The 17567-nt window shown below is 45.9% G+C and carries 17 protein-coding genes; 11 read left to right on the plus strand and 6 right to left on the minus strand.

The genetic code is table 11. The features are described 5' to 3' along the window. Positions 1-109: 109 nt before the first annotated feature. Entirely contained in the window at positions 110-898 is a 789-nt protein-coding gene (locus AWH66_RS08000) for a TerC family protein (RefSeq protein ID WP_063605377.1), read from the plus strand. Between the two features lie 99 nt (positions 899-997). Here the strand turns inward: AWH66_RS08000 and AWH66_RS08005 are convergent, their stop codons facing one another. The 4 genes from AWH66_RS08005 to AWH66_RS08020 all read right to left on the minus strand — a co-directional run bounded on the left by AWH66_RS08005 (position 998) and on the right by AWH66_RS08020 (position 3888). After that, positions 998-1186, minus strand: coding sequence for a hypothetical protein (locus tag AWH66_RS08005; RefSeq protein ID WP_006070636.1), 189 nt, complete (start codon positions 1184-1186; stop codon positions 998-1000). A gap of 152 nt (positions 1187-1338) precedes the next feature. Beyond that, positions 1339-2016, minus strand: a complete 678-nt coding sequence (locus tag AWH66_RS08010; RefSeq protein WP_063605376.1) for a 3-oxoacid CoA-transferase subunit B — start codon at positions 2014-2016, stop codon at positions 1339-1341. After that, positions 2016-2669: a CoA transferase subunit A gene (locus tag AWH66_RS08015; protein WP_038228418.1), complete on the minus strand. Its 654-nt coding sequence runs from the start codon at positions 2667-2669 to the stop codon at positions 2016-2018. The genes AWH66_RS08010 and AWH66_RS08015 overlap by 1 nt, the downstream gene beginning before the upstream one ends. A gap of 13 nt (positions 2670-2682) precedes the next feature. Then, positions 2683-3888 carry an acetyl-CoA C-acetyltransferase gene (locus AWH66_RS08020; protein WP_063605375.1) on the minus strand — a complete coding sequence of 402 codons (1206 nt, stop codon included), beginning with the start codon at positions 3886-3888 and terminating at the stop codon, positions 2683-2685. 194 nt (positions 3889-4082) lie between these two features. On the opposite strand from AWH66_RS08020, the gene AWH66_RS08025 reads away from it, so the two are divergent. Both AWH66_RS08025 and AWH66_RS08030 read left to right on the plus strand, forming a co-directional pair. Then, on the plus strand, positions 4083-4970 hold the full coding sequence (locus tag AWH66_RS08025) for a sugar phosphate isomerase/epimerase family protein (RefSeq protein WP_063605374.1): 888 nt from the start codon (positions 4083-4085) through the stop codon (positions 4968-4970). Positions 4971-4972: 2 nt separating this feature from the next. Next, positions 4973-5734 carry a sulfite exporter TauE/SafE family protein gene (locus AWH66_RS08030; RefSeq protein WP_063605373.1) on the plus strand — a complete coding sequence of 254 codons (762 nt, stop codon included), beginning with the start codon at positions 4973-4975 and terminating at the stop codon, positions 5732-5734. 1 nt (position 5735) lies between these two features. Here AWH66_RS08030 and AWH66_RS08035 read toward each other — a convergent pair whose 3' ends face one another. Then, complete coding sequence (locus tag AWH66_RS08035) at positions 5736-6638, minus strand: LysR family transcriptional regulator (RefSeq protein ID WP_063605372.1); 903 nt, start codon at positions 6636-6638, stop codon at positions 5736-5738. A gap of 91 nt (positions 6639-6729) precedes the next feature. Further along, entirely contained in the window at positions 6730-8172 is a 1443-nt protein-coding gene (locus AWH66_RS08040; RefSeq protein WP_063605371.1) for a sugar porter family MFS transporter, read from the minus strand. A 550-nt stretch (positions 8173-8722) separates the two neighbouring features. Here AWH66_RS08040 and iolE point away from each other — a divergent pair. The 8 genes from iolE to AWH66_RS08080 all read left to right on the plus strand — a co-directional run bounded on the left by iolE (position 8723) and on the right by AWH66_RS08080 (position 17563). Next, positions 8723-9616 (plus strand): myo-inosose-2 dehydratase, encoded by an 894-nt coding sequence (gene iolE / locus AWH66_RS08045; RefSeq protein ID WP_063605370.1) that lies wholly within the window; start codon positions 8723-8725, stop codon positions 9614-9616. Between the two features lie 112 nt (positions 9617-9728). Beyond that, the gene (gene iolD, locus AWH66_RS08050) at positions 9729-11600 is read left to right on the plus strand and encodes a 3D-(3,5/4)-trihydroxycyclohexane-1,2-dione acylhydrolase (decyclizing) (RefSeq protein WP_063605369.1); all 1872 of its coding nucleotides are present in this window, start codon (positions 9729-9731) and stop codon (positions 11598-11600) included. A gap of 73 nt (positions 11601-11673) precedes the next feature. Further along, entirely contained in the window at positions 11674-12849 is a 1176-nt protein-coding gene (locus AWH66_RS08055; protein ID WP_063605368.1) for a Gfo/Idh/MocA family protein, read from the plus strand. A gap of 11 nt (positions 12850-12860) precedes the next feature. After that, on the plus strand, positions 12861-13856 hold the full coding sequence (iolC, locus tag AWH66_RS08060; RefSeq protein ID WP_006070647.1) for a 5-dehydro-2-deoxygluconokinase: 996 nt from the start codon (positions 12861-12863) through the stop codon (positions 13854-13856). A 166-nt stretch (positions 13857-14022) separates the two neighbouring features. After that, on the plus strand, positions 14023-14892 hold the full coding sequence (locus AWH66_RS08065; protein ID WP_006070648.1) for a 5-deoxy-glucuronate isomerase: 870 nt from the start codon (positions 14023-14025) through the stop codon (positions 14890-14892). 10 nt (positions 14893-14902) lie between these two features. After that, on the plus strand, positions 14903-15730 hold the full coding sequence (locus AWH66_RS08070) for a class II fructose-bisphosphate aldolase (RefSeq protein ID WP_006070649.1): 828 nt from the start codon (positions 14903-14905) through the stop codon (positions 15728-15730). Positions 15731-15806: 76 nt separating this feature from the next. Further along, the gene (locus tag AWH66_RS08075; protein ID WP_006070650.1) at positions 15807-16640 is read left to right on the plus strand and encodes a MurR/RpiR family transcriptional regulator; all 834 of its coding nucleotides are present in this window, start codon (positions 15807-15809) and stop codon (positions 16638-16640) included. Positions 16641-16738: 98 nt separating this feature from the next. Further along, positions 16739-17563, plus strand: coding sequence for a sugar phosphate isomerase/epimerase family protein (locus AWH66_RS08080; protein WP_063605367.1), 825 nt, complete (start codon positions 16739-16741; stop codon positions 17561-17563). Positions 17564-17567 lie beyond the last annotated feature (4 nt).

A 17567-nucleotide genomic window follows, 5' to 3' on the forward strand; every position in this document is an offset into this window, starting at 1 on the left:
TTGGTGATTTACTTGCGATCCCTAAGTAACAGAGGTATTAACCCTAAATGGACGACCCCTATAGTCGACTTTACAATTCTATTGGTTCCACTTTCCTGGAGCCGCAATCATGTTAGAACTTTTCCTTCAGCCTGAAGCATGGGCTATTTTTGCCACACTATTTGCCTTAGAGATCGTACTCGGTGTTGATAACGTCGTGTTTATCTCCGTACTTTGTGAGCGCCTTCCACTACATCAACGCAAACTGGCCCGAAACCTAGGTATTGGCTTGGCCGTTATGGCGCGTATCGTGTTAGTTTTTTCGATCACTTGGGTCATGTCATTGACGCAACCTTTATTCGAAATCGCTAAATTCGCCTTCACCGGACGAGACGTCATTATGATCTTGGGTGGTGCGTTTTTGTTAGCCAAGAGTCTAAAAGAGCTATGGAGTTGGCTGACTCACGATGAAAGTACGCATTCGACACGAGTAAGTGCAGGCTTGGCAGTGGTGTTATTACAGATTGTCGCGGTGGATGCGGTCTTCTCTATGGACTCTGTCATTACGGCGGTTGGTTTAACAAGTGAAGTGCCAATCATGGTTGCTGCGATATTAGCGTCGGCGGTGGTCATGGTGTTGACGGCAGAGAAAATTAATAACCTTGTCACCCAGTACCCGGGCTTCAAAACTCTAGCGTTATTGTTCTTGGTGTTGTTAGGTGGCTTGTTGATGGCGGAAGGCTTCGCAATTCATATCAACAAAGGTTACGTATACTTTGCGATGGCGTTTGGTTTGATATTGGAACTTTGCCACATTCAATTAAAACGCACTCAAGCCAAGAGGTTGTCTGGGCAAGGTGGTCAAAATCCACTGGCTATCAGGAAAATTCGTCCGTTTAGAGTGGGAACAATAGCCTAGTTGGGGCCTTTTATTTAAAGGCTGGTTGCAGTGCACTAAGGCAATTCGAACCATTAAAAAGGAGAGCTAATGCTCTCCTTTTTTGTATTTGTCTATGAGTTAAATTCCAAAGTCGTAGCCTTGATAGATATCAGATAGTGTTTTGGGTTTCTTGCTACGTTTACTTGGAGTGGGGTGATATTCGTGTTTAATCGCATCAGCGTGTGCTTGCGCAGACTTCATGAATTCAGGATCAGACATCGCTTGCTTGCGAAGCTCATTGATGCGTTCTAGTTTTTCTTGCAACATAACTACACCTCATGAATTGCTGTATGTACAACCAGTATAGTTCTTTGCTGTATGAATATCCAGTACTTTGTGTCGAGGGTAAAAATAACGCCTAGGTGAGTGATTAAACTCAACTAGGCGTCTGGCTAATGTTCAGGCTTCTAAGACCAGAATTAGCAAGGGATAGGCATTGGTTTTAATGCAGGGGAAATGCGAAGTTCAGCTTCTGTTGCTTGCTGTACGTCTTCAATTGAAAATTCCGGAGCTAATTCAGTGAGCAGCATCCCTTGTTCCGTCAACTCTATGACGCCCATTTCCGTGACAATCAAATCCACTTGATTCACAGCCGTGAGTGGCAAAGTACAGTCGCGTAATAGTTTAGCTTTACCTTTGACGGTGTGCTCCATCGCAACGATCACCTTCTTCGCTCCAACCACCAGATCCATTGCCCCACCCATGCCGGGCACCATCTTTCCTGGAATAATCCAGTTAGCGAGATTACCTTTTTCATCCACTTGCAATGCGCCCAACACGGTGGAATCGACATGACCGCCGCGAATAATGGAGAACGAATCCGCACTATTGAAGTAACAACTCCCTTGGATAGCGGTAATTGGTTGTGCGCCTGCGTTAACCAAATCAGCATCTATTTCATGCTCTTCAGCTAAATTATCAATACCAAGCAGTCCATTCTCTGCTTGAAGAAGGATTTCGACATCTTTATCGACTTCGTTAGCCACTAGAGTAGGGAGACCAATGCCTAGATTGACGATATCTCCGTCACGCATTTCTTGAGCGACACGCCAGGCGATGCGACGGCGAATAGTATTTTTGTCTAGTTGAGTGCTCATTACGCGTCCTCCGTTAAGATATAGTCCACATATAGGCTAGGGGTGTGCACGGCTTCAGGCTGAATGTCGCCTATGTCTACTAGAGACTCCGCTTCAACAATGACTGTGTCAGCAGCGGTTGCCATCAAGGGGTTAAAGTTTTGCGTGGTTTTGCTGTAAAACACATTACCACGGCGGTCGACTATGGAGCCGCGAATAAGAGCGATGTCTGCCCTCAATGGGGTTTCTAGCAAGTAGTCTTTTCCTTGAACATTAATCACTTGTTTGCCTTCGGCGACAATAGTTCCTAAGCCAGTAGGCGTCAAAACACCACCGAGTCCGGCTCCTCCGCTGCGAATACGTTCGGCAAGAGTGCCTTGAGGGACGAGTTCGACATCCAAGATTCCCTCATTCATTTGTGCCCCTGTTTCTGGGTTAAGACCGATGTGTGATGCATAAAGTTTTTTGACCCGCTTTTCAGCAATCAATCGACTCGTGCCTCTACCGGGTGATGCTGTATCGGTAGTAATAAGGGTGATGTCTTTGATGTCGAATTCGATAAGTAGATCGATAAGTTTCTCTGGCGCACCGGTTGCCATAAAACCACCTACCATAATGGTCATACCATCATGAAGAATGTCTTTGAGTTGTTGAGGTGATGCTGCTTTTTTCATGGTCGTTTCCTCTTTAACAACGTTTGATAATGACGGCTGTGCCCATGCCGCCGCCAATGCACAATGAAGCCAAACCCAAATCGCTCTGAGTTCGATGCAATTGATAGACAAGAGTGGTAAGAATTCGGTTGCCTGATGCTCCGATAGGGTGGCCGAGTGCGATCGCTCCACCACTTAAATTGGTTCGCTCCAATAGCCATGGCACATCAATATTGTGTTGTTCCGCTAATGAATGAGCAACGCCAAGCGCTTGGGCCGCGAAGGCTTCGTTAAGCTCGAACACATCAATATCAGTTATCGACAAATTGGCTTTATTAAGTGCATTGGCAATCGCGGGAACTGGACCAAGTCCCATAACCTCGGGCGCTATGGCCCCTTGTCCGTATTCAATAAGCTCCGCAAGTGGTGTTAAACCATGACGTTGTACTGCGGATTCAGAGGCCAATAGAATGGCTGAACCACCGTCATTGATGCCAGATGCATTACCTGCGGTAACCGTGCCTTCGGCAGTGAATGCGGGTCTGAGTTTTTGCAATGCTTCGTAGGTGCAATCTGGTTTTGGGTATTCGTCACTTTTTACTTCAGTTTGACGGCGGCGGTTTACAATAGTGAGTGGAGCAACTTCGTTGGTGAAATCACCACTTTCTAAGGCGTGGACCGCTTTCTTTTGACTTGCGAGTGCAAAAGCATCTTGCTCTTCACGTGTTAGCTCAAATTTCTTGGCGATGTTTTCTGCCGTGATACCCATATGGTATTGGTGGAACGCGTCAGTAAGTCCATCCTTAATGATGCTGTCTTCAAGGTTTTGATGGCCCATTTTATATCCGCGACGGATTTGACCGTTGGCGATAAAGGGAGCGTTTGACATACTTTCCATTCCACAAGCCATGACGATGTCGGCATCGCCTGCTCGAATGTGGCTCGCGCCATCCATTACGACTTTCATTCCACTGCCACAGATCATGTTAAGGGTGTAGGCAGGAACGGAATCTGGGATCCCGGCTTTAATGGCCGCTTGGCGGGCAGGGCCCATACCAGCTCCACCGGTTAACACATTGCCTACGATCACTTCGTCAATCAGGTCTGGCGTAATATCAGCCTGCTCGATTGTTGCTTGAATAGCGTGTGCACCAAGCTCAACTGCGGATAATGAGCTAAGTGAACCGTTGAAGCTCCCTATAGGGGTTCGTTTTGCTGCGACAATAAAAATTCGTTCCATCTCTGTCTCCCAATACCTTAAATGTTGCGGCTGTTTTAGCGCTTTGTTTCAGTCTAAAAGGGAGTAGCGACTATGTGTTATAGACAAGAATTCAAAGCGGCTTTGCATAAATGCAAATACCAAATTGGTGGTTGATCACGTCTTTTCATTATTAACACTTTTATCTTGGTATCAGGATAATTGGAGAAAACGTTATGCATAATCGAATAGCTTGCGCCCCTTGCTGCTGGGGTATCGAAGAGCCAGACAATGGGCTAAACCCAAGTTGGGGTAAAGTACTAATGGAGGCAAGTGACTGCGGATATCGTGGTATTGAACTGGGGCCAGACGGCTACTTTCCAGAGGAGGCGATGCTGACCAAAAGTGCGTGCCGAACGCGAGGACTAGAAATATGTGCTGGTAAGCTGCAGCAACCTTTTAGTGACGGCGAACAAATGCCAGCAATTCTTAACCAAACTGAGAAAACGTGTGTTCGTTTAAAAGCGCTAGGAGTGGGTACGCTGCTGCTTATGGAAGGAAATCACCCTGAGCGCTTTGGCAGCCTCGGTCAAAGTGCGACAGCGCCTCGATTAACCTCAGAACAGAAACATCACCTCATCAACAATATGAGGCAAATCATTAGCCTAGCTCAGGATCATGGATTGCGTTGTTTACTGCATCCCGGTGTTGGTGGGTATATAGGGTTTAAAGATGAGATAGAGTTTGTATTGCATCAAATTTCCGATTCCGAACTTGGATTATGTCTCGATATTGGTCATACGTTTTTGGATGGAATGGACCCTTTGAGCCTCATCAGACGGTATGCGGATAGAATCGAGCATGTTCATTTGAAAGATGTATCTATCGACAAGTTACGTGTAGCAATTAGAGACAAACAGCCGTGGTTTGATGCCTATTCTGATGGACTTGTTACTCCACTTGGAGACGGTGATATCAAACTTAATCAAGTCATTGCGAGTTTAAAATCAATTGACTATCAAGGATGGTTAGTTGTGGAACACGAGCACAATGTCAAACAATCGCAACAGGTAAAAGTTGACCTTCAACGCAGCCGCAACTACCTCGCCTCGTTAGGAGTCTAACCATGCCGATAGTCAGCGATCCTTGGTTTTACATAATGGCGATACCTGCTGTGTTGATTTATGGAATAGGTAAAGGTGGGCTAGGAGGGGCATTGGGGATCATCGCGGTGCCGTTAATGGCACTGATCATCTCTCCTACTCAGGCAGCAGCAATTTTACTGCCCATTCTTATTGTAATGGACGCGTTCGCCGTCCGTCACCATTACAAGAACGCTGATTATCGGATCTTAAAGCAAATGCTTCCTGGGTCGATTTTAGGTGTGGTGCTTGCGGGGTTATTCTTAAGTGTGACACCTGAAACTGGCCTAAAACTCACCATAGGTTTACTGTCTTTGGCTTTTTGTTTTCAGCACTGGTTTGGCGGTAGACAGTCGTCATCGACACCGGGAAAATTTAGCGCGTGGTTTTGGAGTGCATTGGGCGGGTTTTCCAGTACGGCTATCCATGCGGGCGGTGGTCCAGCGAGTATTTACTTGCTGCCACTGCGCTTAGAGAAAGTCACGCTTATCGCAACCATGGCGGTTCTGTTTGCCATTATCAATGTGGTAAAAGTAGTCCCGTATGTGGCGCTGGGGGAGTTTGATGAAACCAATTTATTCACTGCATTGTTACTTATTCCGTTTGCTCCCGTGGGAGTGAAACTTGGCGTAATGCTACTACATAAAGTTAGTCAGGAGCGAATTTATCAGCTTTGCTACGCGTTCTTATTTCTATCTGGTGCGAAGCTATGTTTCGACGCGATACAAAGCTTCGCATTGGTATAAATCAGCTATGCTGTTCTTCTTTGCTGGTAAGCAAAAAATCCTTAAATTTTGTCGCCGTAGGAGAGGCGGTCTGCGGCGAATGATAATACAGATTTAAACTCCAAATACTGGTTTGATAATCGGGCAGTAGTGCGATTAGCTTACCATTATCAATGTAACTTCTCGCGACAAACTCTGGCAGGTAAGCGATACCAATTCCATTCAAAGCCCCTCTTAGCAACAAATCACTGTCATTAACCTCAACGGTTTTCGGTACCTTTAAAATGATGTTCTCCGCTTGCTGACGAAAGATCCAATCGTTACTTCCAGTGAGCGTGGTGGCGATCAAACAAGGGTGTTGAGCCAAGTCACTAGGGTGAGAAGGCAGGTTGTGCGATTCAAGATATTGTGGAGAGGCGACGACAATAAATGGACATTGCATCAATTCTCGCTTCACCAGCAGTAAATCTTTTTCACGATAACCTTGGAAGCTGGCATTGGCGCTGATCATTAAGTCAGAGGTACTTGCATGATCTAACGCCCAAGGCGTGACGTTGATATTAAATGTCACGTCTGGGTGAGCCTTGGAGTATTGGGCAATCATATCCATCAAATAGTGATTGGCATAGACAGGCGTGCAGACGATGTCGATATGGCCTTTTTCTTGTGACTGGTAATCTTCTAGCTTTCTGCTGATTCGTTCTGCGCTATCGACTAGGGGAGAGAATTCTTCGAATAGAGTTTGACCAGCCTGAGTGGCTTCCAAAAGTCGATTTGAACGACGACACAAAGTGGTTCCAAAATGGTTTTCAAGCTCCTGTAACCAGCGGCTGCCAGCCGAAACGGAAATATTGAATCGTCGTGCCGCAGAAGAAATGGAACCAGAGCGAATCACGTAAACAAAAAACGCCATTTTATCGAGCATAAACGCCTCATTGTATTGGCCAGGTTAAAAACAAAAAAAAGGAACAGGCCTTAAGTTAGCCTGTTCCCGTTTTGTTGTGGAGTCTTATTGATTAAGCACGTGCTTCAGATGTGGACTGTGGCACTTTTTTGCCCAATTTTTTCGCCATGGCTTCTTCCATTTTTTCCAGACTGACGCCTTTGGTTTCAGGTACATACTTAACAACAACGTACATACAGATGATTGAAAGAATCGCAAATAACCAGAACGCAAATGCACCATTAAAGTTCTCTTTTAGATAGGCATTTTCGTTGAGCATAGGGAAGGATTGAGTGACGATAAAGCCAGTAAACCATTGAGCACCAACGGCGATCGCCATCGCTCTAGAGCGGATGCTGTTCGGGAAAATCTCAGAAATCATGGTCCAACATGCGCAGCCCCATGAAGTGGCATAGGAGACAACGTATAGACATAGCGCGAACAAGGCGGCATAACCTTCCGTTTGTTGATACAACACATAGCCAACAACAAACATACCAAGTGCACAGCCGAAGGTACCGTATTTCATTAGCGGTAGACGTCCGACTTTGTCGATAAGATACATGCCAAGCGCATTACCTAGAATGAATACCACGCCAACAAACGTCGTTTGGAATAGAGCGTTTTCTGTAGAGCCCGTAATCGGTTTCAGGATCTCAGGGGTGTAATACATGATGACGTTGATACCCGTTAACTGTTGCGCCGCAGCAACAAAGGTACCGATGACAAGAATAGCGAATAAGAGAGGAGAGCGTAAACTCACTTTGTTCTTAGCGGTGCCTAAACTGTCTTTAAGAGAGTCTTGGATTTCCAGAATAAGTTGTTCTGCATGTTTTGGGTTAGAGATTTTAGACAGTGTGGTTTTCGCTTCATCGATTCTCCCTTTGAGTACCAACCAACGAGGGGACTCTGGAATAATAAACAGTAACACTGCAAACAGTGCCGCCGGAATCACTTCGGAGCCCAGCATCCAACGCCAGCCTAGATCCACTAACCAAGCTTCTGACATACCTTTAGCGATAAGATAATTGACGTAGAAAACACCTGTTTGACCAATAACGGCAGACTGTTGGAACATACTGACGGCGCGCCCTCGAAAGTCTTTAGGAGCGACTTCAGACATATACATTGGTGAAACAACACATGCCAGACCGACGGCAACACCACCGACAATTCTTAAGATGACATAGAAGCTAAATGTGGCGGCTAAAGCTGAACCAATGGCCGAAATCATAAAGAGCACGGCTGCGATGAATAGGGTGTTGCGACGGCCATACTTAAGAGCAGCCCAACCGGCACTGACTGCGCCGATAATACTGCCTAGTACGACACTGGATACGGCCCAGCCAGTTTGTGCTGGGGTTAAACCAAAGTGTTCTCTAATAGGGCCAATGGCGCCTGAAATTACCGCGGTATCATATCCTAATAGTATCCCGCCTAGTGCTGCAATACAGCAGATTCGAACAATATAGGCAATATTGTGTTTTCGTGCTTCTGCCTTGGATGTTGCTTCCATTTTATTTTCCTTATTGAGATTCCCCAAAGCTGTCCCTTTACCATCGAACCAGTTCCAGTTGGGTAACGCCCAATACTTCGGTTTGTAGGGTACGAGTATTGGCATTCTATAAGTCCAGCAGATGTTATAGTTGTGTAATTTGAAAATTATTTTTCATTTTGCTGGTGTTTTAATCATATTGACTCTTTTCTGTTTCGACTACCGCTAAACTGTCATTTTGTCCAGAAATGTTATCTTCATCAAACTATGAAAAATCTTTTTCAAATCTTAAAAATGTTATAAGTGTATGAAAAATATATGTTTAATAAAAGTGAGATCTAGATCAAAAACAGTGGTAAGCCGCGTGCTATATAGGTTTTTTCCAATTTCATCTTGTTTTGAAAATCTCACTGTATGATATGAAAAATATTTTTCATTGATGCTTTTTTTGGCTAAAGTAGTCCTCAGTGAAACAACAGGAGATGTTCAAAGTTTGCTAATGCGATGAATCAATCAATATGAGCGCTTTGAATCACTTGGAAAATCTTTAAAACATTGTCGGAGAATAAAAATGAGCAACGTGCAATATGGAATTAGCCCACTGACTTGGACCAACGATGATATGCCAGAGCTTGGTGGCGAGATCCCTTTGGAAACGTGTTTAAGTGAAATGGCTGAAGCTGGATTCACAGGCACAGAGCTAGGCACCAAGTATCCACGTGAACCAGAAGTATTAGTACCACTACTTAAAGAACACGGCCTTGTACTTGCGTCAGGTTGGTATAGCGGCAACCTAATGACGATGACTGCTGATGAAGAGATTGCAGCGATGCAAGACCACATCAAACTTCTTAAGGCAGCAGGCTGTAAAGCAATGGTATACGGTGAAGTGAGCAACACTGTCCATGGCAACATCAACACACCACTTTCACAGCGCGTCATCTTATCAATGGATGAGTGGAAAATGTACTGCGAGAAGTTGACCAAAGTCGCTGACTATTTGCTAAACGAACACGATATTAAGCTCTCTTTCCACCATCATGTTGGCACTATCTGTGAAACAGAAGATGACATCAACCTTATGATGGAATTCACAGGTGAGTCTGTATTCCTAACATTGGACACTGGCCACATCACATATGGTGGCGGTAACCCAGTGACTATGATTGAGCGTTGGGGTCATCGCATCGGTCACATGCATTTCAAAGACCTTCGTCTTGATGTAATGAAAGCGGCTCGCGAAGCGGATAAATCCTTCTTAAATGCTGTTCTTGACGGTGTATTCACTGTCCCTGGTACGGGCGATGTGGACTATGACGACGTGTTTGCTGCGCTTAAAGCTCGTAACTATCAAGGTTGGTTACTGGTTGAAGCTGAACAAGACCCAGCAAAAGCTCACCCACTAACTTACGCAAAAACTGCTTACGAGAACATCACAGGTTATGCGAAGAAATATGGCTTGTAATTGAGCTCTGGATGATGGGGAGCCATGCTCCCCATCACAAAGCTACGGGGTTAGGGATGCAAAACGTAGCTTACTCATGGAATGGACAAAGTTGAGACTACCGAGGAATAGAATGAAAACTGTACGCCTAACTGTCGCAGAAGCGCTTGCACAATACTTAGCTGCTCAAATGATCGAAATAGATGGAAAAAAAGAGCAACTTTTCGGCACCGCTTTTGCCATATTTGGTCACGGTAACGTGACGTGCTTTGGACAGCAACTTAAAAACATTGAAGACAAAATTCCGACTTGGCGTGGTCAAAATGAACAGTCGATGGCGACGGCGGCGATTGCTTATGCAAAAGCAAACCAGCGCAGACGTATTGGTATCGCGACCAGTTCAATTGGTCCAGGTGCAACCAATATGGTGACCGCAGCGGGTATTGCTCACACTAACCGACTTCCTGTGCTATTGATTTCAGGTGACGCGTACGTAAGCCGTTTACCTGACCCAGTACTACAGCAACCGGAGAACTTCTACGACCCATCTATTACTTGTAACGATGCATTCAAACCACTGACTCGTTACTGGGATCGTATTATCTCGCCTTCACAGCTGATGCACTCATTGCCTCAAGCGATTGACACCATGCTTGATCCAGAGACCTGTGGACCTGCATTTATCGGCCTTCCTCAAGATATTCAAGGCGTTGCTTACGATTTCCCGGAAGTGTTTTTCGAAGAAAAAGTTCACCGTATTCGTCGACCAGAGCCAGAAATTGCTGACCTTGAGGACGCAAAAGCAGTACTGATGAAAGCGGAAAAACCACTGATTGTATCAGGTGGTGGAGTGCATTACTCACTTGCAACTGATGAGCTCGCGGCATTCGCAAAACAGCACAATATTCCGGTTGTAGAGACCATCGCGGGTCGTGCCACGATGTTGCAAGACAACCCGCTCAATGCAGGGCCTATTGGTGTGACAGGCTCTGATTCGGCCAACTATATGGCGGCGCATGCGGATGTTGTCGTCGCAATTGGCACTCGCTTGCAGGACTTTACCACAGGTTCTTGGAGTGTATTTAAGAACCCAAACATGAAGCTTATCACTATTAACGTTGGTCGATTTGACGCGATAAAACACCGCGCGTTGCCAGTGAAATGTGATGCCAAACGTGGCTTGGTTGAGTTATCGAAGTTACTTGGTGATTGGCAGGGTGATAATGCTTGGGCTCAAACTGCGAAAGAGCAGGCCGATGAGTGGAAGGCGGTCGTTCATCGTCGTACCAACCCTCAAGAGGGTGACCTGTTACCTGGACTGTCTTCATATGCAGAAGTGATTGGTAAGCTGAACAAATCCATGCAGCCGGGTGATACGGTGCTGACAGCTGCAGGCGGTCTACCTGCTGAATTAGCAATGAACTGGCAAAACTACCAAATCGGCAAGTTTGATATCGAGTTTGGCTTCTCATGCATGGGCTATGAAATTGCCGGCGGTTGGGGCGCTAAAGTGGCGAATCCAGACAACGATGTGGTTGTGCTTGTCGGTGACGGCTCATACCTGATTCAAAACTCAGACATATACTCATCCGTCCTTACGGGTCACAAGATGATTGTCGTAGTGTGCGATAACGGTGGCTTTGCTGTTATCAACAAACTTCAGAACAACACGGGTAACGACTCCTTTAACAATCTACTTGAAGACTGTCGTCGTCCTGATGGTGAAGTGGCTCGTGTCGACTTCGCTAAACACGCTGAAGCGCAAGGTGCGATCAGTGAGAAGCTGACGTCGGTAGATGAGTTCGATGCAGCATTCCAACGCGCTAAAGAAGCTGACCGTACTTACGTTATCGTGGTTGATATTGACCCAGTATCGCCAGCAGCATGGTCTAAGTGCGATTGCTGGTGGGAAGTCGGTCTACCAGAGGTAACACGCAACGAGCACGTCGCAGAGAAAGTGGTGAGTTGGGAAGAAGGCCGCACTACACAGCGCCGCGGTGTCTAGTTCAGATTTCTATATAATTTTCTAACACTTAATCTCGGCTCCTAGACACTAGGAGCCACACAAGGAGTCAAGCATGTTTAATGAAGAGCGTCATTTTGAGCAGCCAATTCGTTGGGCAATGGTAGGTGGTGGTCGTGGTAGCCAAATTGGTTACTCTCACCGCAATGCAGCGCAGCGTGATGGATTGTTTAAGCTGGTAGCGGGTGCGTTTGACCTAGATGCTGATCGTTGTCGCGATTTTGGCGTCAATCTTGGCCTAGACCCAGAGCGTTGTTACTCAAGTTATAAAGAGTTGTTTGCTCAAGAAGCACAGCGTGAAGATGGCATTCAAGCTGTCTCTATTGCAACGCCAAACTCTACTCACTATGAAATCTGTAAAGCAGCACTAGAAGCCAAACTTCATGTGGTGTGCGAAAAGCCAATCACCTTCACGACAGAAGAAGCGGAAGAGCTAAAAACTATCGCGGCACAAAACAATCGTGTTATCGGTGTGATGTATGGCTATACAGGTTTCCCTATGGTCCAACAGGCGCGTGAAATGGTGCAACGTGGTGACCTTGGTGAGATTCGTGTCATCAATATGCAGTTCGCTCACGGCTTCCATAATGAAGAATACGAAAAGAATGACCCAGGTTTGAAATGGCGTGTAAGCCCTGAAGTATCAGGTCCAACTTATGTGCTAGGTGACATTGGTACTCATGCGTTTTATCTCAACGAGGTAATGACCGGACTAGAAGTTGATAGCTTGGCATGTATGCGCCAAAGCTTTATCGAATCTCGTGCGCCACTCGAAGATAACGCTCACGTAATGATCAAGTTTAAAGGTGGCGCAGTTGGCACGCTTTGGGCATCGGCTGTGAACTCTGGTTCGATGCATCAACAGAAGATCCGCATTGTTGGTTCTAAAGCATCGATCGAATGGTGGGATGAGTATCCAAACCAACTTCGTTACGAAGTACAAGGTGAAGCACCTCGCGTACTAGAGCGTGGCATGGGGTACTTGTATCAAGATGCAGAGGGTGTTGCCTCTAACCGTGTTGGTGGTGGTCATGCTGAAGGTTACTTTGAGTCTTGGGCTAACCTATATCACCGTTTCGCTATGGCATTTGATGCTGCTGACCGTGATGACCAAGAAGCTCTAGCGGGTATTTGGTTCCCTGGTATTGATGCGGGCATCGAAGGGGTACGTTTGTGTGAGAAGTGCGTTGAGTCTGCTGACCAAGGCGCGGCTTGGGTTAGCTACAAATAATAGGAACGACGATGACGAAAATTGCATTTCAACATGACAGACCGTTGGATGCCATCGTTTTAGGACGCGCGGGTGTGGATCTATACGCCCGCGAATCAAAAACCGATATGGCGGATTTATCGGGCTTCAACAAGTTTGTTGGTGGTTCAGCAGCTAATATTGCGGTCGCTGTGAGCAAACTAGGTGGCAAAGTGGGCTTCATTGGTTGTGTCGCTGATGACGCGTTTGGTGGCTATGTAAAAGGTTACATGTCAGGACAGGGGATCAACCTAGATGGCATGATGACAGACAACTCTGGCTCTCGCACTTCGGTCGCTTTCACTGAGATGAAACCAAGTGACTGTACGGTCCTTATCTATCGCAATAATGCTTCTGATCTGACGATAAAGCCAGAGCAAATCGACCCTGAATATATCGCAAGCTCAAAGGTTTTGGTGGTGACAGGTACAGCACTATCTGAGAGTCCAAGTCGTGAAGCTACGCTGATTGCAATGCAACATGCGCGTCGCAGCAACACTTTAGTTGTCTTGGATGTGGACTACCGTCCTTATTCATGGCGCACCGATACTGATGCTTCTATCTACTATGGTATCGCGTCGAGCCTGTCCGATATCGTGATCGGTAATCGTGAAGAATTCGACATGATGGAAACGGTGATTGCACCGGGCAATAAGGACGACGATGCTACGGCAGAACGCTTTATGCGCGACAACACCCAGATTGTGGTGATAAAGGCTGGTGAGTTTGGTTCGAAAGTGTATTGCCGTGATGGCTCTAAGTTCCAACAAGGCATCTTCCGAGTTGAAGTGAATAAGCCATTTGGCTCTGGTGACTCCTTTGCAGGTGGCTTGATTTGGACCTTAGTGAATGGTGGCACACTGCAAGAAGGCGTGAGAAATGGATCTGCTGCGGCTGCGATTAATGTCAGTGGTGATAGCTGTACCGAAGCTATGCCAACGAAAGAGCAGCTTTTTGATTTTATTGAGACAAGAAACCAAGGTGTTTAGTGGCATCGATTGATGTGATTGAAGACAGTATTTAGTCTCCCGGGCCGGTATTTCGACCTCAGATACTCGCGAAAATACACTCCATCGTGGCCCGGTTTTTTTATTAATGAACAAGTTTAGGGATTTGAAACTGCGCTCAAAGAAAAGAGCAGTGAGGAGAAAGAATATGGGTAAACACATACCACCCTACGATAATAAAAATGAACCCATTGTAGGTATTAATGATGAAGTCACACCTTTGTGTTATTTCAACCAAGTTTGTTTGACTCAAGGCGGCACATTCAACCATGAGGTTGAAGGGTATGAGTCTGTCATCGTGTTGGCTGGTGGCACTTGTAGCGTTTCAGTGACTAATGGGCAAGACACCCAAGTGTTCGACAACATTGGTAAACGTGCGTCAGTATGGGACGGCAATCCAGAAGCGGTTTATGTTCCACTTGGCTACACAGCGCAAATAGAGTGTGTCAGCGAGAATGCCGACATCATGATTGCTGGCGGTAAGTTTGAAGCGTCACTCGAACCGTTCTGCGTTCGTGAAGAGAATGTCGATATCGTTCAATACGGTTCAGACGACACCAAAACGCACCGCAAAATCAAGCATGTTCTTGGCCAATCAAATGCGGACAAACGCGGTCGTTTACTAGTCAGTGAATTGTTTACGGTCGGCGCAGGTGGTTGGTCAGGTTTCCCTCCACATAAGCATGATGAAGACCGTGTAAAAGAAGATGGCAGCCGCGAAACGTTATACGAAGAAGTGTACCAGTTCCGTTTTAACCCTGATTTCGGTTTTGGTGCCCAGTTCTTGTATGAACATGAAGATGACCATGGCCCGGTTTATCACGTTAAAACAGGCTCAGTAATTGCTATCGACAAAGGTTACCACCCAAGTGTGGCAGCGCCGGGCTATGAGATGTATTACTTCACCATTATTGTTGGGAAGACTGACAAATCTCTGATTCAACATTTTGACCCTCACCATGAATATCAAGTGAATACCATTCCAGGTATCAAAGATATGATTGCGAAGTTCAAATAGGAGACAAAGCATGTTAGTGAATCTTAATGATCTATTACCTGATGCGGCGGCTTCTGATTATTCAGTACCTTGCTTTAATATTTTCGGTTTCGAAGACGCAAGAGCAGTGGTAGAAGCGGCGGAAGAAGTTGGTAAGCCTGTCATTCTGGCTTGTAATAAAGACGTAGTTGATTTTTATGGTGTGGAAACCGCTGCGGCGATGTTCCTCAACCTCGCTCACAAGAGCAGCGTACCGGTCTGCCTACATTTGGACCATACTTATGAAGAAGACATTGTCTATCGTGCGCTTAAAGCGGGTTTCAGCTCGGTTATGTTTGATGGTTCTCAACTTACTTTGGATGAAAACATCGCTCGCACAAAAAAAGTGGTCGAAGTGGCTCACGCACTGGGTGCGTCTGTAGAAGGTGAAATTGGCTCAGTACCCTACGAAGAGGGACGTGACCATATCAAATCTATCTATACTGAGCCCGAGGATGCTGCTAGATTTGCCCAAGAAAGTGGCGTTGACTGTGTAGCAATTTCTGTGGGTAATATTCATCGTTTGACCGAGCCAACTTGTACTATCGACTTTGGGCGTTTAGATCGTATTGCCAATGAGGTAACGGTACCTTTAGTCATTCACGGAACGAGCGGTATTCGCGATGAAGACATGCTTAAATTGAAACAGAGTCGCGTATCAAAATTCAATATCGGTACCTGCTTGCGTCAAGCTCTTGGTCACAACTTGCGCGGTTATATGAATGATGAACCGCAGAAATTTGATCGAATCTACTTTATGCAGAAAGCAATGCCGTATGTTAAGCAAGAAGCGATTCGCAACTTTGAGTTATTATCATAAAATAGAGTCCCCAACCTAATTTGGGAAGGGGACCGGTTGACTATTTATTGCGTTCGAATAGGAGTGCGTTATCACTATGGATGTAGAAGTAAAAGTACCCGCTGATTTAGATTCGTTACGCGAACTTATCGTGAAACGCTATGACGGCCTGAGCAGTAGGCTGCAGCAGGTAGCCGACTTTGTCATGGAACAGCCAATGCTGGTCGCCGTAGAAACCATGGCAACCATCGCCCAACAAGCTAATGTACCGCTGTCGACACTAAGTCGATTCTCCAATGCGATGGGCTTCGATGGCTTTACGTCTATGCAGATACTGTTTAGAGATCAGTATTTGAATCGCCCAAGAGACTACAAAGAGCGTGTTCGTAAAGCTCGTGAGATGGAAGATGTACCACACGATTCACCACAAGCCATCTTTCAAGATTTTGGTGATGCCAATATTGAGGCGCTTGAACAACTTCAAGTTATGGTGTCGCCACAGAAATTGGAACGTGCCGTAGCCATGCTTGAAGGGGCTGAAACCATCTACATTCAAGGGATGCGCCGAGCTTACCCAGTGGCGTTCTACCTCTGGTACGCGTTAATGAAATCGGATAACAACGTTGTGCTCTTAGATGATCACGGTGGCATGTTGTCACCCATGACGCGTCGTATGAACGAAAACGATGTGCTGTTCACGGTGACATTCAACCCTTACGCGCAAGAGACCAGTGACCTAATTGACGAAGCATACAAAAAGAACGTGCCTATTATCGCCATTACCGACAATCAGATGACACCTCAAGGCAGTAAGATGGAAGTGTGTTTTGAAGTACAAGAGGGCGAGGTGATGGGGTTCCGTTCGTTGAGTAGTTCAATGTATCTCGCTCAGACATTAGCGGTTAGCTTGATGTGCCGCGAAGTGAATTAACCACAATTAATGAACATCCAGACTATTAAAGAGTAAGCCTTGTAAAGCTGATGCAACAAGGCTTAGCTTCTTGTTGCCAAAATTCAAGGAGATCCACTATGCGTTATGCTTTACATGGAATGTGTTCACTCCACAGCAATATTATTTCAGACATTCGTTTAGCTCATGATACTGGGTATCAAGGGTTAGAAATCCACACCGAAAAGCTCTGGCGCTACATTAAAGCCGGCTTATCCGCAGAGCAATTTAAACAGCGTTTAGATCATTTCAACATAGAGCCTACAGCCATCGATATTATTGGCGCCATCGAAGTGACGGATAAAGCGTCGAAAGCTCAATTGTTCCAAGATGCAGAAGTGTTGTGTCAGTTCGCTCAGCAAATAGGTGCACCTACCATTCAACTTAATGCCTTTGAAGCATTGAACGGACTCACTTTAGAGCAAAATATTGAGCTCACAGCTCAAAATGTGCGTTCGATTGCGGATATAGGTAAAGATTACGGTATTCGCTTTCAATATGAAGGCGCAGCATGGACCCCTATTGCTTCGCTCAATGATTACTATCGTTTGTTAGATGCTGTAGGGCGCGACAACTTTGGTTTTGTTCTCGACACCTGGCATTTTTGGGCATGCCGAGGCGCAAGTCTCGAACAAATCGCCAGCATTGATCCCTCGCTTATCTACAACGTCCATATTTCAGATGGTACTCGCCCTGAAGAAGGAGTCGTTTGGCCGGACGAAAGAGAGTTACGTGGTCACTTTATTGGGCAAGGTGATATTCCTTTGTCTGAGTGGGTTGATGCCATCCAGTCTACGGGTTACCAAGGCTTCTATTCGGGCGAATATCTAAATGATCAAATGTGGGAGCAAGATTATTACGATGTCGCTACCAAGATGCTTAAAGGTATGAAAGCTCTGTTCTAAGCAA

It is taken from the genome of Vibrio barjaei (assembly GCF_001639065.2).
GTDB classification, from domain to species: domain Bacteria; phylum Pseudomonadota; class Gammaproteobacteria; order Enterobacterales; family Vibrionaceae; genus Vibrio; species Vibrio barjaei.

What these genes read in the sequence shown, in the direction of transcription:
- AWH66_RS08000 (WP_063605377.1), top strand. Translation starts at nt 110, where the DNA reads ATGTTAGAACTTTTCCTTCAGCCTGAAGCATGGGCTATTTTTGCCACA.
- AWH66_RS08005 (WP_006070636.1), bottom strand. Translation starts at nt 1,186, where the DNA reads ATGTTGCAAGAAAAACTAGAACGCATCAATGAGCTTCGCAAGCAAGCG.
- AWH66_RS08010 (WP_063605376.1), bottom strand. Translation starts at nt 2,016, where the DNA reads ATGAGCACTCAACTAGACAAAAATACTATTCGCCGTCGCATCGCCTGG.
- AWH66_RS08015 (WP_038228418.1), bottom strand. Translation starts at nt 2,669, where the DNA reads ATGAAAAAAGCAGCATCACCTCAACAACTCAAAGACATTCTTCATGAT.
- AWH66_RS08020 (WP_063605375.1), bottom strand. Translation starts at nt 3,888, where the DNA reads ATGGAACGAATTTTTATTGTCGCAGCAAAACGAACCCCTATAGGGAGC.
- AWH66_RS08025 (WP_063605374.1), top strand. Translation starts at nt 4,083, where the DNA reads ATGCATAATCGAATAGCTTGCGCCCCTTGCTGCTGGGGTATCGAAGAG.
- AWH66_RS08030 (WP_063605373.1), top strand. Translation starts at nt 4,973, where the DNA reads ATGCCGATAGTCAGCGATCCTTGGTTTTACATAATGGCGATACCTGCT.
- AWH66_RS08035 (WP_063605372.1), bottom strand. Translation starts at nt 6,638, where the DNA reads ATGCTCGATAAAATGGCGTTTTTTGTTTACGTGATTCGCTCTGGTTCC.
- AWH66_RS08040 (WP_063605371.1), bottom strand. Translation starts at nt 8,172, where the DNA reads ATGGAAGCAACATCCAAGGCAGAAGCACGAAAACACAATATTGCCTAT.
- iolE (WP_063605370.1), top strand. Translation starts at nt 8,723, where the DNA reads ATGAGCAACGTGCAATATGGAATTAGCCCACTGACTTGGACCAACGAT.
- iolD (WP_063605369.1), top strand. Translation starts at nt 9,729, where the DNA reads ATGAAAACTGTACGCCTAACTGTCGCAGAAGCGCTTGCACAATACTTA.
- AWH66_RS08055 (WP_063605368.1), top strand. Translation starts at nt 11,674, where the DNA reads ATGTTTAATGAAGAGCGTCATTTTGAGCAGCCAATTCGTTGGGCAATG.
- iolC (WP_006070647.1), top strand. Translation starts at nt 12,861, where the DNA reads ATGACGAAAATTGCATTTCAACATGACAGACCGTTGGATGCCATCGTT.
- AWH66_RS08065 (WP_006070648.1), top strand. Translation starts at nt 14,023, where the DNA reads ATGGGTAAACACATACCACCCTACGATAATAAAAATGAACCCATTGTA.
- AWH66_RS08070 (WP_006070649.1), top strand. Translation starts at nt 14,903, where the DNA reads ATGTTAGTGAATCTTAATGATCTATTACCTGATGCGGCGGCTTCTGAT.
- AWH66_RS08075 (WP_006070650.1), top strand. Translation starts at nt 15,807, where the DNA reads ATGGATGTAGAAGTAAAAGTACCCGCTGATTTAGATTCGTTACGCGAA.
- AWH66_RS08080 (WP_063605367.1), top strand. Translation starts at nt 16,739, where the DNA reads ATGCGTTATGCTTTACATGGAATGTGTTCACTCCACAGCAATATTATT.